14 protein-coding genes and 1 pseudogene are annotated in these 14,587 nt (G+C 64.7%); 2 read left to right on the top strand and 13 right to left on the bottom strand.

What is annotated here, in order from left to right; all coding sequences use genetic code 11:
• Window positions 1–35: 35 nt before the first annotated feature.
• Window positions 36–332 (bottom strand): annotated as a pseudogene (locus tag VES88_12250) (hypothetical protein).
• Window positions 333–352: 20 nt separating this feature from the next.
• Here VES88_12250 and VES88_12245 point away from each other — a divergent pair.
• A complete protein-coding gene (locus VES88_12245) occupies window positions 353–448 on the top strand; it encodes a hypothetical protein (protein HYN82267.1) in 96 nt (31 codons plus the stop codon).
• Window positions 449–530: 82 nt separating this feature from the next.
• Here VES88_12245 and VES88_12240 read toward each other — a convergent pair whose 3' ends face one another.
• From VES88_12240 to VES88_12200, 9 genes are all read right to left on the bottom strand, one after another.
• Window positions 531–1,838 (bottom strand): hypothetical protein, encoded by a 1,308-nt coding sequence (locus VES88_12240; protein HYN82266.1) that lies wholly within the window; start codon window positions 1,836–1,838, stop codon window positions 531–533.
• A 144-nt stretch (window positions 1,839–1,982) separates the two neighbouring features.
• Window positions 1,983–3,473, bottom strand: a complete 1,491-nt coding sequence (locus VES88_12235; GenBank protein HYN82265.1) for a carboxypeptidase-like regulatory domain-containing protein — start codon at window positions 3,471–3,473, stop codon at window positions 1,983–1,985.
• 4 nt (window positions 3,474–3,477) lie between these two features.
• The gene (locus VES88_12230; protein ID HYN82264.1) at window positions 3,478–4,659 is read right to left on the bottom strand and encodes a hypothetical protein; all 1,182 of its coding nucleotides are present in this window, start codon (window positions 4,657–4,659) and stop codon (window positions 3,478–3,480) included.
• Between the two features lie 15 nt (window positions 4,660–4,674).
• Window positions 4,675–6,093, bottom strand: a complete 1,419-nt coding sequence (locus tag VES88_12225) for a hypothetical protein (GenBank protein ID HYN82263.1) — start codon at window positions 6,091–6,093, stop codon at window positions 4,675–4,677.
• 3 nt (window positions 6,094–6,096) lie between these two features.
• Window positions 6,097–7,014, bottom strand: coding sequence for a hypothetical protein (locus VES88_12220; GenBank protein ID HYN82262.1), 918 nt, complete (start codon window positions 7,012–7,014; stop codon window positions 6,097–6,099).
• Window positions 7,011–7,748, bottom strand: coding sequence for a hypothetical protein (locus tag VES88_12215; protein HYN82261.1), 738 nt, complete (start codon window positions 7,746–7,748; stop codon window positions 7,011–7,013). The genes VES88_12220 and VES88_12215 overlap by 4 nt, the downstream gene beginning before the upstream one ends.
• 10 nt (window positions 7,749–7,758) lie before the next feature.
• Window positions 7,759–9,204: a hypothetical protein gene (locus VES88_12210; protein HYN82260.1), complete on the bottom strand. Its 1,446-nt coding sequence runs from the start codon at window positions 9,202–9,204 to the stop codon at window positions 7,759–7,761.
• On the bottom strand, window positions 9,205–10,986 hold the full coding sequence (locus tag VES88_12205; GenBank protein HYN82259.1) for a baseplate J/gp47 family protein: 1,782 nt from the start codon (window positions 10,984–10,986) through the stop codon (window positions 9,205–9,207).
• Window positions 10,983–11,468 (bottom strand): hypothetical protein, encoded by a 486-nt coding sequence (locus VES88_12200; GenBank protein ID HYN82258.1) that lies wholly within the window; start codon window positions 11,466–11,468, stop codon window positions 10,983–10,985. Before VES88_12200 ends, VES88_12205 begins: the two co-directional genes overlap by 4 nt.
• A gap of 12 nt (window positions 11,469–11,480) precedes the next feature.
• Here VES88_12200 and VES88_12195 point away from each other — a divergent pair, with 12 nt between their 5' ends.
• Window positions 11,481–11,828, top strand: coding sequence for a hypothetical protein (locus VES88_12195; GenBank protein ID HYN82257.1), 348 nt, complete (start codon window positions 11,481–11,483; stop codon window positions 11,826–11,828).
• On the opposite strand, the gene VES88_12190 is transcribed toward VES88_12195, so the two are convergent.
• Genes VES88_12190 through VES88_12180 form a run of 3 tightly spaced genes read right to left on the bottom strand, consistent with a single transcriptional unit; the run spans window position 11,817 to window position 14,579 of the window.
• Window positions 11,817–12,515 (bottom strand): hypothetical protein, encoded by a 699-nt coding sequence (locus VES88_12190; protein ID HYN82256.1) that lies wholly within the window; start codon window positions 12,513–12,515, stop codon window positions 11,817–11,819. The two genes, VES88_12195 and VES88_12190, sit on opposite strands and share 12 nt — an antisense overlap.
• Window positions 12,515–13,702, bottom strand: coding sequence for a hypothetical protein (locus VES88_12185; GenBank protein HYN82255.1), 1,188 nt, complete (start codon window positions 13,700–13,702; stop codon window positions 12,515–12,517). The genes VES88_12190 and VES88_12185 overlap by 1 nt, the downstream gene beginning before the upstream one ends.
• A complete protein-coding gene (locus tag VES88_12180; GenBank protein ID HYN82254.1) occupies window positions 13,680–14,579 on the bottom strand; it encodes a hypothetical protein in 900 nt (299 codons plus the stop codon). The genes VES88_12185 and VES88_12180 overlap by 23 nt, the downstream gene beginning before the upstream one ends.
• Between the last annotated feature and the right edge of the window lie 8 nt (window positions 14,580–14,587).

The raw sequence follows: 14,587 nt of genomic DNA, 5'->3' as shown, positions 1-14,587 counted from the left end.
GCGTTGATTGTCGCTCGCGTCCCGAATCATGATGTCTAACAGAAGTCCAGCCAGCGAGCCCTTCGGGTAATAGACGTCATTGGTACCATCCACCGGATGGACCCATGCGAAAAGCGATGCGTCTCGAGCGCGATCGCAGGCCCATCGGTTATCTGCTCGACCTTCGCGGTCGTCATCGCGTAGAACTGCTCGGCATTTATGAGCCCGCGTCTGACTTCGGCGAGATCGGCATAGAAGTCGGTGATTCCCTCACTGATCCAGAGGAGCGGAGTCGTCTGCGGACGATCGTAGAGGTAAGGCCAGAGCTCGGCCGGTCGCATTCGCTTGACCTTCCACGCATGCTGTAAGTCACATCGACGAGATCGGCGTCATCGTGGCTTACATCGACGACGAGGGATTCGCGTATATCGCTCCTATCGGCGGTTGGGATCCGCACCTTGCGCCGTGACTGCCGCACGACGAGCTCGCAGATGATGAAGAATTGGTTCGACGCAATACAACGCGCATCGATTCCCACAAAGCGACAATGACTACCCAGCGCGACTTACTGACGCCCGCGCGGCCTCGAGCACGGGCCCGAAGTGTTCATCGTACACTGCGCGAAGGTTGCGCGTCTGCCGAATCCGCGTGCGCTGAGCAAGCGTGGGATTGAGTTCGAACTGGGCAAGGATGTCCCGCGCGACCTCACTGAAGTAGGCCGCTTCGTTCGGCGCGTACACCGTTAACATCTGCGAAGAACAGAAATGTGCGTAGAGCGCCGCGTCACCATAGAGCTCGCGCATTGCCGGAAAGTCCTCGTTGAGCACGAGAAGGTTGCCGGCGATAGCCGCTTCCTGACAAACGAGCGAATACGTTTCCGAGGCGGACGGGTGCACGTACACGTTCGTCAGGCGGAAGAGATCCTGCACGACTTGGTGCGGCAGCTCGATCGCCGTGCGGGTCATCGCTGGCCCCGGCATGCCCGGCAGCGGCGGTAGATTGCTCGTGAAGACGACCTCGTTCGGAGTCAGGCCGAGGCGCGCTGCCTCGGCAGAAATCTCCTCCCGGTACCGCACGAAACGCTCGCCCGTCGAGTGAAAGTTCGCGATTACTAGCGCGACGCTCGCGCCCGCACGCTTGATCTCAGCGAAGAGTCGTACGGCCCGCTCCGCTTGCTTACCTCGATCGAGCCGCGTCGGATACACAGACAGCACGTCGGGCCGCTCGAGGCCAAAGTGTTCCACCATGGCTCGCGTCAGCGGGTGGAAACCATAACATTCGGCGATATCGATGGCGTGCGGAACGACTGCGACAGCATCCTCGGGGAGCCCGAACTGCTGCGCCACCCGGAAAGCATCGGTGCGGTTTGGGTACACAATCGTCCCGAACGGGAATGGCGTGAATCGCGCGCGTCGCGGATCGCCTCGTGGGAAGTCAACATGCGCCTCGGCCGCCGAGTGGATCCAGTGCAGCCACCGGACGTTCGGGAACTCTAGCGCAAGCTCGCGACACGCGATGTTGTACGCCAGATGCTGCAGCAGGTACAGAATGTCATGCGTGATGGCGACGTCGCATCGTTCGATGGCCGGCCGCAGTCGCCCTTTGACGAAATCCACATCCGAACGGAAAGCAGCAGGCCGGTCGGCCAGATCGCTCTCGTGCGTGACATGCAGCACTGGCAGTCGTATCTGCTCGATGGCCGGGTGCGCGTAGGCACCCTGAGACATGAATCCGTCACCAGCGACGAAGGTGACGTGATGCCCGTTGTGTCGCAGCATCTGCAGCTGCGTGCTGACGACGTTGCACAGCGAGAATGCCTCGAAGAGCTCGACGAAGGTCGTGATGACGGCGACGTGCATGGTGTCCTCTCGCACGGTAGCGAGCGAACGGATCTGCCTAAGGGCGCAAAGCAGATCCCTCGTTCGCTCGCAATCTCAAAATGTTGCTTGGGATGAGACGGTGGTGCTTTGCTTTACGGCGGTGCTTGTAATGACCGATACTGCTCAACCCCACGCAGCGATCCAGTTTTCCTGAATGAGCAAGGCATTCCGCCGCAGACGCGTCGAAATTGTCTCGCCATGAATGTCGTACTTCGCAGCGTCGAAGAAGAAATCGCGCAAATGCGACGTGCCTTCCTTCGTAAGGTCGCCCTTCGTGCTGAGAAGCTGATAGGCGTCGACGGCATCGTTGAGCATCAGGCCGCCTTCACGTGCGTGCACGACGTACGCGTCGTTCGCAGCTTTCGAAACGCGGTTGAGCTCTGCGACGATCGACCAGACATGACGGCGATCGTTGTCGTCGTCTCCGACGAATTGCCCCACGTCGCCGAGCACGTCGATGGAGTCCTTGAACACGCGGGACCACTTGTCGACCAGCGACCCGCTGCCGAGCGTGCCGGCGATGCTCATGTTCTCGACGAGGCGCAACAGCGCGCGCTTCGTGCGCTTGAGGAAGTTGATCAGCTCTTCCTTCTTCTGCTGCTCGGTGAGATCGGTGACCGCCACGGCCTGTGGATCGACGGCGAGAAGGTCGTTCGCGCAGAGCCCGACGAAATCGCGGAAGAGTCCCTTGAACGCGACGTTAACGTTTGGTACCGCGCCCGTTCCGAGATCAAACTGGCCGCGAATGGCCATCTGGAGATCGGCTTCCGTCCGGGTATTGTCGGATGCACGCGCAAGAATGCTGTCGATCGTCGCCTGGTGCTTGTCGATCAAAGCCTGCTTGCTGATCAGCGGGAGCGTCGATGTCTGACCGCTACTTCCGGGCGGGGTGGAGGTATTGAGGAGCGTGTTGAGCGCAGCGATGGCGCCGCTGACACGGGCGAGCGAGTAGTTGCCGATTGTGTAGAGACGGCGGAATTGGCGCGCTTCGTCGATGTTGACAGCTGGATTCGGATCGTACTTGTTTTCGCTGACGAGCGAGAGCAAGTCGTCGAACGACGTGCCGCCGGCCGGCGGACCGGACGATGGGCTCGGTGCGACGGTGGCCGTTGTTGCACTCGTTGTAGACGATGGGCTCGGTGCGACGGTGGCCGTCGTTGCACTCGTTGCAGACGACGGGCTCGGTGCGACGGTGGCCGTCGTTGCACTCGTTGCCGTAGTGGCGGACGTCGCCGACGTCGCCGTGCTGGATGAGGTGTCGGTCGTGGCGGAAGTCAGTGTGGTGCCCATGATGGTCCTCGTGTCGGTGAACGTTGTGGTTGAGGTGCTGGTGGTCGCCGTGGTCTGAGTAGTGACGGTGCTGACGTCTACTTCAATGATTCGTTTCATGTTGCCGCGCACGTCGAAGGGATCGGTGCTCACCGGCTTAATGCCGCTGCCCGTGACGCGAATGACGTATTTGGATCCCTCCGTGACGCTCTTGAACCCGAAGCTGCCTCCCGCATCGGTAACGGTTTTTTCAACCGTGGTCCTCCCCTTCGTGAGAACCACGCTGACTTCGGGAATGCTCTGCTTCGTTCCCCGGAGGAGGACAGAACCGCTCAGCGTTGCCATGATGTCATCCTCCCGGAGTGATGGTCACAGGGAGTGTCATGCCGGCGGCACTCCAACCACCCTCGGCCATCCATTGCAGCGTGCCGGTCCAAGTCTCGAGCCACGCTGCGATCGTCTCGTTGCCTTGGCCCTCCCACTCGAGGAACGCGTCGATCGCGAAGCCGTCGCCGTTGCGTGGCACGCAGCGTAGTACGAGGCGCAACCCGGCGAGCCAAGCGTCGCGCGCCAACTCGTCGGGTGACCCCGGCACGGCGGGTTTCACAGTGAGCAAGGCGTTCGCGGCGAACGTCGCGCCGCCATATGCGTTTCCCGACGGCCAGTGACAAGTCGACATGCTCGCGCCGAACTGTGGGATGGACCCATCGTCGCCGACGTGCCCTTGCCCGTGTCCCGCGCTCTCTGAGCGCCACCAATCGCCGGCACCCGGTTCGCCGTCCGCGGACGGCGACGCCGCGAGTCGCGCCACCGCGTCGATCGATATCGTGGCGATGGCGATGCCGGCGAGCACCTCCTGGCTAGCCAATCGCTCGCTGGAGGCCACCGGTGCTCCCGCCGAAGCTCCAGCGCGCATCGCGGACGCCATGCGCGCGGTCACGCTGCGATCGACGGTGGCATCGGGCATCGCAAACACACCGCTACGCACGGCAAACCGCGGAGCTAGCGGCTCGGTTGCGGTATCCGACTTCGGGACGGCCGTCAGTGTTTCCTCATCGGCCGCCTCCACAACCGTCGCGACACCACCCATGCGGATCGTGAAGCCTCCGCCCCCGGCGGGCTGCAGCTCGGCGATCATGATGGCGTCGTCGGTGGCCGCGGGAGCCGTCGCCCGGATGTCGATGCGCGCCGAGTCCCAGACGCGCGTCAGATGTCCCTCGACCTCGCCGTCAGCGCCTTGATCGTAACTGAGGCAGACGAACTGCGGGGCCGTCGCGATCGCCGCCGGCACTTCGAGCTTCACCGGCTCATCGCTCACGACGCGACGCCGCTGCGCATCGAAAGCCAGTCCGGGATCCATCTGGATCGAATGCTCGTCGACCGCGGTCACACCAAAGCCACGATGCACTCGCCCGAGACCGAGGATGCCACGGAAGTCCTCGAGCGCAGAATGAATCGATCCCTGCAGGTGATCGAAGTGATCGGTCGTGATGCGAAGGCCGTCGAAGACCTCGATGTTGCGCGGTTGCATGTGTGTGCTCTCGAGTCAGGTGTATTCCTGAATGACTTTCTGCAGCGTGAGCGTGCCTCGCGCGCTCGAGCGAATGGTCGCCACGATGTGGTCGCCGGCCGTGACGCCGGTCAGCGCCAGGCGCTGCGACGTGAGCTGCGCCGTCGGGTCCAGCGCCGACGTCGCGTGTACGACCTGTGTGCTTGCCGACGCGAGCAGCAACTCAGCCGCCGCCGCGCCGTTCTCGGCGTCCGGCAGATACACCAGTCGGGCGAGACCGCGTGGGGTATCGCGATCGGATTGGCTGAACGTGCGCCACAGATGTCCGCCGCGGCTGATTCGAAAATATTCGAGGAGCGCGACGTCGGTTCGCGCAACCGCGAGCCGCGCGCTGCCTTGAATACCGCGACACACGATCCACGCCGGCTCCCCCGCGCGGAGCATCACCGGTGCTTGAAGCGTCGCGTAACACCAGCGCGGCGTGCCATCGCCGGCATCGATCGCAACCTGTGATTCTCCGAGCGCGGGCGAGCCGGCGTCAGGAAGATCGTCGAGGTCGCTGTGCAGTCCAACGTAGAGCGTTGCTGCAGTCTCGTTGGAGATCGCCAGCGCCACGCCGGTGACTTGTGCGTCGACGTTCGACCGCACACGCTGAGCGACACCGAAGTCGCTCCCGATGCTCGCGAACTCGTTTGTCGCGTGATGCAGCGTCGCCTCGCCGAGCGTGCGTTCCGGGCCAAACTCGCCGGTGACGTCGTAGGAGAGGGCAACGAGTTTCTCCTGACTTCCGTCGGCGGGCAGCGCCAGCAGCTCGGCGTCGCGCAGATCGCCGAAATCGAGCTCGAACGGCTTCTCGGCGCGCGTCGTGCCGTCTGCGGCGTTCACCCACGTCTGCGTCTGGATCCGCGTGAAGTCGAGCGGGTCGAGGACGATGTCGGCACTCCCGGTCGAGTCGGATGTGACGATGAAGCGCAGCCGCACAGGCAGTGGTCCGGTGTAGGTGTCGAGAAACGCATTGACGTTCGCCGAGAAGTCGGGGAGCGCGTATTCGTTCGCCGTCATCTGGTCGCCGAAACGAAAGAAGACGTCGCCGCCGTCGAGCCGCACGGTGACGTTGCGTGGACGCGTCGGCGCGTCTACGGCGATCGTATAATCCTTCGTATCGTTGCCGGGACCGGTGATCGTCACGCCCGTGCTCGATTGCTCGGGTGAGGCAGTGTGGCTTATTACGCCCGCACGGATCTTGCCCGTGCATCTCTTCACATCGGCGTTCAACGGTAGCGCGTCGACGGGCACCTCGATCACTGCGTCTTTTCCCGGCTCTAGCGCGGTGTCGTGCACCGGATCGAGATAGAACACGCTCAGGGCCTCGGTCAGGTGTGTGCCGAGGAGCATCCCGCGCGATCCGCTCTCCGAGGATTGCGCCATGTTGAACCACCGGCCAGTCGTGATCATGACCTACCCCAACCTCGACGCCGCGTCGCGCGGCATGCGATACGACTGAAAGTCGACGAGCTGGCCGTAGATGGAACTCACGGCCTCGTCGGCCCGCGCGAAGTCCTGGGCTTCGACGGCGACGAGAATCACGTAGGGCGACGTGAGCTCCGTGCCGGCCGGCGGATACTGAAAGACGACTTTCCGATTTTGCAAAAAGTCTTGCGGCGTCGTCGGCGGGAGATTTTCCGAGCGCAGCTCTGCCTCAACGCCGGCGTCGTTGATGACCGCCAATGCCACGATGAGATCCATCGCCGCGGTACGCGTGGCATCCATCTGAAAGGCGGCTGCGAAATCGCCGACCGTGTCGGCCGACCAGCGCGACGCGCTTCCGCTCAGCACCTCGCCAATGCGCGTGCGCCGTTCGAGAAGACTCATGATGTCCTTTCCCTGGACGCTCTTCGCTTGGAGCGTTCGCACCGCTTCGCTCAGGGTGTCGCGGGGAGCGCTGCGCAACTGCGCGATCGCGTCCTGCGCGACCTGCGTTACCGTGCGCTGCGGCGGCGGCGCGGTGAGGATCGGTGGGACCGCCGTGAAGACCGGCGGTTGGCGAGCGGCAAGTAACCTGGGATCGATTGCGGCCGCCGTGAGATTCGGCCGCACCGACGCGAACGTCGGATTCGCGGCTGGTGGGGCGGGCGGCGTTGGATCGGGCGCAGCCGGTGGCTCCGTTATGGTGGGAAAGCTCGGCACTCCGCCCGGCGGTGGCGGCGGCTGAAATGCAAACGGAGGCAACGTCGACATTGGCGGCGGTGCCGGCGGTGTTGGCGGAGCGGCAGGAGCCGTTGGCGCTGCCGCCGCGCCGGCGATGCCGGGCGTTACAGCGCTGCGGAGAGCGGCGGCAATTCCGCCAGTCGCGAACGTCGGTCGAATGGAAGTCACAAGGGTCTCCTTATTGTGGATGGAGCGCCGATCGACGCGATCGCATCGGCCAGCGAGATGTTGGTGACTTGCGGAACACGTGTGGGCGACGCCGAGATCGTTCCCTGCCCGATGCTCGCACGTAGCGCGCCCTCGGCCGCAGCGTAGCTGTTCCCGCGAAGCTCGGGCGCGAGGCGCCGCGTTTCCACCGCCTCGCTGACGATGACTTGCACCTCCGGCTCTCCGATGACCACCGGCAGCACCATCATGATTATTCGTTGATCGAACGACGTGTCGCTCGCGTCCTCGAGCACCGATCCGAACACGCTCATGATGCGCGACAACACGCGTCCTTGCGCCGCGAGGAACGGACGTGCCGCGGCGACCGTCTGCCCAAACAGCGCCGCGGATAACTGCGTGCTCGCCTGCAGCAATTGCAGACAGAGGGACAGCTGTCTGAAGTCGTCCGCGCGAATGCGGTCGCCCGGCGCGGGGAACGGCAGATGATTGAATGGATTCTCGTCGGGCACCGGCGGGAGCGTCGGCAATGCCGCAACCGGCGCCGGAGTTGGCGCTGGCGTCGGCGGAGGTGGCGCCGGCGCGACCGGTGCCGGTGGAATCGTCGGCAAGATCAAGCGCGGCGGTATCTTGACCGCCGCAATCGCCGGAGACGCCGTGAGCGCCGCTCTCAAGATCGGTGACGACGGCGAGATCGTGTGCTTAATCGCTTTCGCGCCCAGGCTGAAATCGGCCATGATGAATTCCTCAAGTCGCTGACGTTGGTGTCGCCGGATCGACGGGGATAATGCGATCGCTCCCCTCTAGTCGGACTATGGTCGTCGCTGTGGTGATGCCTGGCCCCGACGACGCGTCGGCCGCACGCACGATGGATTCTCCGAGTACCCACTCGGGACGAATGGTGTCGATGAACGCGCGCACGCCGGCGGCCCTGCAGCGCGTGACGAACGCCGAGATACGACCGAGGTCGGTCGTGGCGTAGTGCGCTTCCGTATTCGCGGCCTCGATCTCTGCCGGGACTACAGCTGAGGTCGGCGGAGCATCCGGCGCGTACGCCGGCGTCTCCGCAGGCACCAGCAGCTTGAACGCGCAGGGCATTCGTTCATACCACGTCATCGCAACCGACGCACTCGGCGCAAAGTCGTAGACCGATTCGTCGTACCCCGGATCCTGGTCGAACACGGCACGCGGCTCGGGCGGCAACGCGTAGACCGCGTAGTCCGCGTTGCTCTGGTCGTACGTTCCCTCCTCGACCGCGAAAACCCACTCTGTGGTCCCAGGCGGAATGCTCGGCACCGGTTTGATGCGGCGGTACGGCGCGGTGAAGAGTCGCGACATGTCGCCGTCGAACGGATCGCGCGCGCCGTCTCGCTCGACGACGTATCCGTCGGCGTTGTAGCGGCCATAGTCCGCGCGTGCGCCGACGTCGAAGCTCACCCAGTCGTTCACTGGACGGCCATCGAGGCGAGCGCCGTCCTCGACGTCGATAACGAGACGAGAGCCGGCGGGAATGACGCCATAAAACGTCACTCCTTGTCCGGTCATCGGACAAAACACGCTCGGCAATACGGCGCGATCGTCGATGCCGTCGATCACGATCCGCGCGGGCGACGAATCGACGTTGTCGCCCGACACGAGCCACGCGTCGAGCGGAGTGCGCGGTGTCGACGGCACCGTGCGCGGGCGGAGCGGGTTCTCGTGCAGGTAGATGCGGCCGCGCTGTCGTCCGCCGCTTCGGCCCTCGCCGAAGTCGATGTCGGTCACATACGAATACGCCTCGGCATCGAGACGACGTAACCATGGCGTGTCGGTCTTCCGAGTCAGCTCGGCATCCAGCATGATCGCGGCGGCGTCGACCACGGCTTTGGGTGTGCCGAGTGCGTCGAGGTGAAGACGCGCGACACGTTCGACGCGACGCTTCATTGCTGTCAGCAGCCGGTCGTAGCTGATGTCTTCGTCCGAACGCAGATCGCTGAAGTGCTGCTCCTGGAGATTGAGCGCATTTGCCAGCAGCAATACATCATTGGTCTGCGTTGCGACGCGAATGCGATGCGCGCGCTGAATCCGGAAAAGAAGAGTGTCCGCTTCCTCGATGGGCCCGGCAAGCGCCGACACGACGGTCGCCAACGTCGAGAAAGATTCGGTGGCGATTGTCGATTGAAAGAGGCCGAGGATGCGTGACGATTTCGGCATCTACACGCCCTCGAGCTGCAACGTGACTGTGCGCCACTCGACGATGTGGTGCTCGTCGAGCTCTATGCGCTCGGCGTTGACGAGTTGGCGCCCCGTGTCGCCGTAGGTCGCGTTGACGACCAGCGGGTTGCGCGCGGCCAGCGTCGTCGCGGGTTGAAGCGTGGCGGTGAGCGTGGCAAGCATGTCGCTCTTCGTCAGCACGCGCGCGCCCGATGCTGACAACGCCTCGAGGGCGTAACGTGTGGCGTCCGTCTGCGCCCCAGTCGGCGGCGTCTGACGACTATCGAGCAAGACGAGCACGTCGATCGTCACGGGCTCGGCCATGAGCGCGACGGCGATCGAGGCCGCAGCGACATGGGCCTTTCTACCATCCGTATCGAGGTTTCCTTCTATGGAAGGAGCCAGCGAGCCGGCCGCCCCCAATTTGACGATCGCGTCAGCAACGGCGTCGTGGCCGACGACCGCCGCGAGGACCTTGCTGTGGATCACCGGCGCTCCCATCGGCAGCGACTCGAAGTAGGCCTTAACGCGCGCGCGAATTTCTTCTTCGACGCCGTCTTTCTGCGCCGCACTCAGCGCCGGGTCGAGCAGACGCACGAGCACGACGAGTTGCAGCTCGAGCACACCCGTCGCGTTGCGCGCAACGACGTCAGGATCGAGACGCACCGGCGGGCGCGCTCCTTCGGCGATCAACACCGCAGCGCCTTCACCGTCAGTACGCGCGCCTTTGCGCGGCAGGTTGTGCGTGACGCGCACCCCCGCGGCACGCGCGGAGAGAATCGCATCTTCGACGCGCCGAATGAGCGTGTCGTCGACCTGATCGCCAAGCCCAATCTTCACGTCGACCATGCCGGCGACGTCGGTTCGCTCGACGACCTGCACGTTGGTGTCATTCAGACCGGGCACCTGCTCGAGAAGCGCGAGCTTGATCGCCTCGAGCGACGCTTTGCCGGCGCGCTCGATCGTTCCTCTGATGCGGCGGCGCAGCGCTTCGTCGGTCTCCTTCTCCGTCGAGAACGCCGTGGCCTCGGGATTGATCACGCCGGTGATGCCGAAGATCGGCCGCGTGATAAGATCGATCGTGCGCGCGTCGACCTTGCCCGGTGTGCCGTCGACGGTCGCGCGGATCGCGGCCGTCACAGACAGTTGGCCGCGATTGAGCGTGCGTCGCTCGACGGTCTCGAAGCTCTCGCCGCGCTCGGTGGCGACGACGGTGCCGGCCGGAATCGAGATGTCGCCGTGCGCCGGCGTATCGCGCAGGAACAACACTTCGCCCATCGCGAAGCGCGCATCCTTGCGCGTGATGCCGAGCAGCGCGGCGACATGCTCGAGCGACGTTCCCGTGGCGAGCTCGACGTAGGCCGAGTCGTAGATGAACGCCATTTGCTTCTGTAGCACGGCGACCTCGCGCGCGAACGCGTTCGCGAGCAAGAAGGTCACGCTTCCCGGATTGCGATCGGTGAGCTTCTTCGGCGTCTCCGAGCGGTAGTAGCTGAGATAGAAAAAACTCCGGTCGTCCGGACGCCGAGCGCCCCCGCCATCTTTGAACCGGATGGTGCCGTTGGTGAAGTCGAGCGTGTAATCGATGTCGCGATCGAAGCGCACGTAGGTCGCACCGATCTGCCCCGACACGCCGATACTTTCTGGAATCACGTCGGGCGACGCGACGCCGTAGCTCTCCTCCAAGCCGATGAACTGATGCTCCTCGCGCGTGACACCGCCGGTGAGCGCGGTGAGCAGGTCGTCGGCGATTTGCTCGAATGGCTGCGGAACGAAGGTCATGCCGCACCTCCGCCGAACGAGAACGGCACGACGAGATTGAGCGGTGTGGCGCTGCCGATGATTTGTGCGGAGATCTCGATCCGGCACGTGTCGCGTTTCGCGAGGCCGTCGCCTGGCCGGACGTCGACCTTGAGGATTTTCTCGAGCCGAGGCTCCTGACGAAGACACTCAAGAACGTAGAGCTTCACGAGCGCGCGGTTGCCCTCCGTATTCGGCTCGCCGATCAGCCGATGATGCCGCGACCCGTACCACGGCACGCCGAGGACCGAGAGCTCCTCCCGTTCGCACATCAGCCGGAGGATGATGGCCTGCGCCAGATTGGCTCGGCCATCGATCGTCGCGAGATCGAGCTTGCGCGAGCTCGCTCCCTCGCGCCGTTTCGCGCGCAGATCCGCCCGCATCGACGGTCCGGCGAGCACACGCCCTTCTTCATCGGCGATGAAGCCGAGGTCAAGGTCGCGTCCGAGGAGGTCGTCGGTCATCGGGGTCACCCGGTGGAGTCGACGACCGCTGGCGACGCCGGCGGGCCGATAATGGTGAGCACGCCCGGGGCGCCGGGAATGGCGTCACCCACGCGTACCAATGGCTGGCCACCCGCTTTCACCATGCTGGGAATGAGCGACCCGATCACGAGCGGATATGGAACGCCGGTAACGGAGTTGACCATCGTGCACATGGCGCCGGCAAAAGCGAGCGGCATTCCGTTCGCCAACGGTCCCCCGGGCGGAATCATGGTGATAACGCCGGTGTCCGGTGCGATCGCCATTCCAGGCGAGACGACGACGCTGCATCCGATGGTGACGGGACATCCAGGCATTTCGAGAATTCTCCTAAGCGGGTGAGAACTGCGCCTGACCCGCGAGCGTGACCGCCGCGCCCTTGAGCGTCGCCGATGCGCTGCCCTCGAACTTTGCTTCCGCCTGCGCTTTGACCGACACGTTCATCCCCTCGACCGAAACGTCGGTCCCCGCGTTGAGCGCGATGCTCCCCTTCGATTCGATGCTCGCGTCACCGTCGGCGACGATGCTCAACTTTCCGCCGACGTTCATCGCGACATCGCCGTCGTGAGTCACTTCGATCGTCGTGCGCCCCATCTCGAGCTTCAGCTTGTCGTCGTCGAGCGTCAGCGAGTTGCTGTTTGGCAACTCGATGTGAAAGCGGCGAATCCCACTCTCTTCCCTGTGCGGCGAGACGTAGACGTGTTCGTGCGCTTTGATCTTTGGCGGCGCGTCGTCTTCGTTGTACAGACAGCCGACGATGACCGCCGCGTCGATCGCGCCGCCGATGAACTGGAGCAATACGAGATTGCCGACGTCCGGCAGCGCACCCGCGCCGATGCGCTGCGTCGTGACGGCTACCCGTTTGAGCTCGAGACCGGAATCGCGCAACCGCACGTCGCACTGATACCAGTCGGCGTCCGATCCGCCGGCGTGCGCGTACACCGCGGTCACTACGCCAAGCTCCGCGGTGCGATAGCCCCGCAATTGCTCGCCCACGATCGCGCGGATCACGCCGACGGCGTCGAACATCAGAGCAGCCCCGCCACCGCACCCAACGCGGCGCCGAGCATGTCGCCGGCGGCGTCGCTGCCGCCCATGCCTGTGACGCCGAGCGTGGTGACATAGCCGTCGCGTTTTACGACGCGATGCCGAACGTGCACGACCTTGTAAACGCCGTTGGCTTCGGGCCACGGCGCGCTCGTCACCTCGACGGCATCACCCAACGTGATCGTGGGATCGCCAAGCAAACGGAGCGTTCCGCGCGTCGCACCGTCCAGCGCCGCGCCCAATCGGCCCTTCGCGAGTCGCTCGACGGCGTCGCTCGAGCGCGCTGCCGAGCGCGCGAGGAGTCGGGCACCGCTGCCTTGGCCCGCGGTCGATTGCACGGTCGCCGGATCCTTGAGGAGATGATGCCACTTCTGTGATCCACCCGAGCTCGACGGTCCCTCGCCGGTTACCTGCACACGATCACAGGCGGTCACGTCGTGGTAGACGCGCGCGTCCAGCAGATGAATTCCGTGATAGAGCTTTCGGTCCGCGCCAGATTTCGCGAACCGCCGCATCACGATCGCCCCGTCCGCATCGTCGTAGAGATCCATCCCTTCGAGCTGCGCGAGCGACAGCAGATGATCGAAGACCGTCTGCGCCGTGTCGGCGACGAAATACGGATAGGTGTCACCCGTGTCGATCTGGCCGGTGCCGACGCCCGCATCGGTCGCGAGATCGCCGGCGATCTGCGCCATGCCCTGGCTGAGAAACACCCGATCGGTGCGCGCGCGCGCCGCCGCTGCCAGCGTTGCGCGCCCACTGAAGCGCACGTGCCCTTGATGGCCCGTCACGCGATCCACCTTGGCTGTCATTACCTTCGCCGATCGATCGCCGTTGGACAGCGTGATCTCCATCGCATCATCGTGCGCGACGGCGAGTCCGCGAACGTCCATCGAGAACTTGGGTGGTCCCGACGACCCGCCGCCACCGATGCCCAGCGCCGACGCCGCGGCGCCAACGGCCTGCTCGAGAAGCCCGGGCTTGGCGGCCGGCGTTACGAACAGCGACACCTCGCAACGTCCCGCGGGCGAGTTCATCCCGCGCTCTGTGAGAACTTGCAAAAGCTCAGTGCGCGGATCGTCCTTCGTATCGATCTCCCAGGCGCCCAATTTGAGTTTGCATGACACGGTATCCATGATCGTCTCGTCAGGCGATGGAAGAATTGGCATCCCGCGCCGCGGACTGCACTGACGCGATGACTGCACTGCGGGCCAGCTCGTCGAGCGCGGAGCGCGCACTCGCGATTCCTTGCAGGGCGGCGACGGCGGCGAGCGCGAGCCCTTCGTCACGACCGCGTGCGAGACTGGCGAGTGAGACGATTGCGCTCGCACCGGCTGCGTCGCCGAGTTGACCCAGTCCCGTTACCGCGCTCATTCGGAGGCGCGTGTTGGCCGTTGGATCGGCGGCCATCGCCAACAACACCGGCGCCGCGCGCACGTCACCCAGTTGTCCGGTCACCGCTGCTGCGACACTGCGCAACGATGGCTTCGCCGACGCGTCGGTCAGCGCCGCGAGCGCCGCGTCCTTCGCGCCGTCGTGCCGCATCTCGCCCAACGCCGCGAGCACCGAGCTGCGCTCCACCACTCCCGTGTTGCGGCTCGCCGCGTCGACGAGATATGGCAGTGCAAGCGGCGGCCGCATCAGCATCAAGGCTTGAAGCGCCGGAGCGATTGCGTCCTCGGTGCCGGGCTCGCCCTTCAGCGCAAGCTCGATCAGGCGTGGAACGCCCTCATCGCCATACGCCACGAGCCGGCTGCCGAGACGCCCGACGGACAGTTTTCCGCTCACCGGCGTTGCGTCTTCGCCGCCCGCGCCTTCGCCGCGCGCGACGAACAGAATCTCATTCGCAAGATCTGGTGTTGCGCGCCACAGCTGAAGAATCGCCGCCGTGGCCGCAACCAGCCCGTCGCTGCTCGCGCGCTCCTCGGCAAGCCACGGCGTGACTTCCGGTCCCGCCGAGCGAATGGCTTCACGCGCGTCACGATACGCGCTTCCCGTCTGCTGCACGCAGGTGTTGAATCGGGCGTTGAAGTCGGCTCGAGTCATGGCGTCTT

This window comes from Gemmatimonadaceae bacterium (genome assembly GCA_035633115.1).
Lineage (GTDB): Bacteria > Gemmatimonadota > Gemmatimonadetes > Gemmatimonadales > Gemmatimonadaceae > UBA4720.
This window is presented reverse-complemented; position numbering and strand designations above follow the sequence as displayed.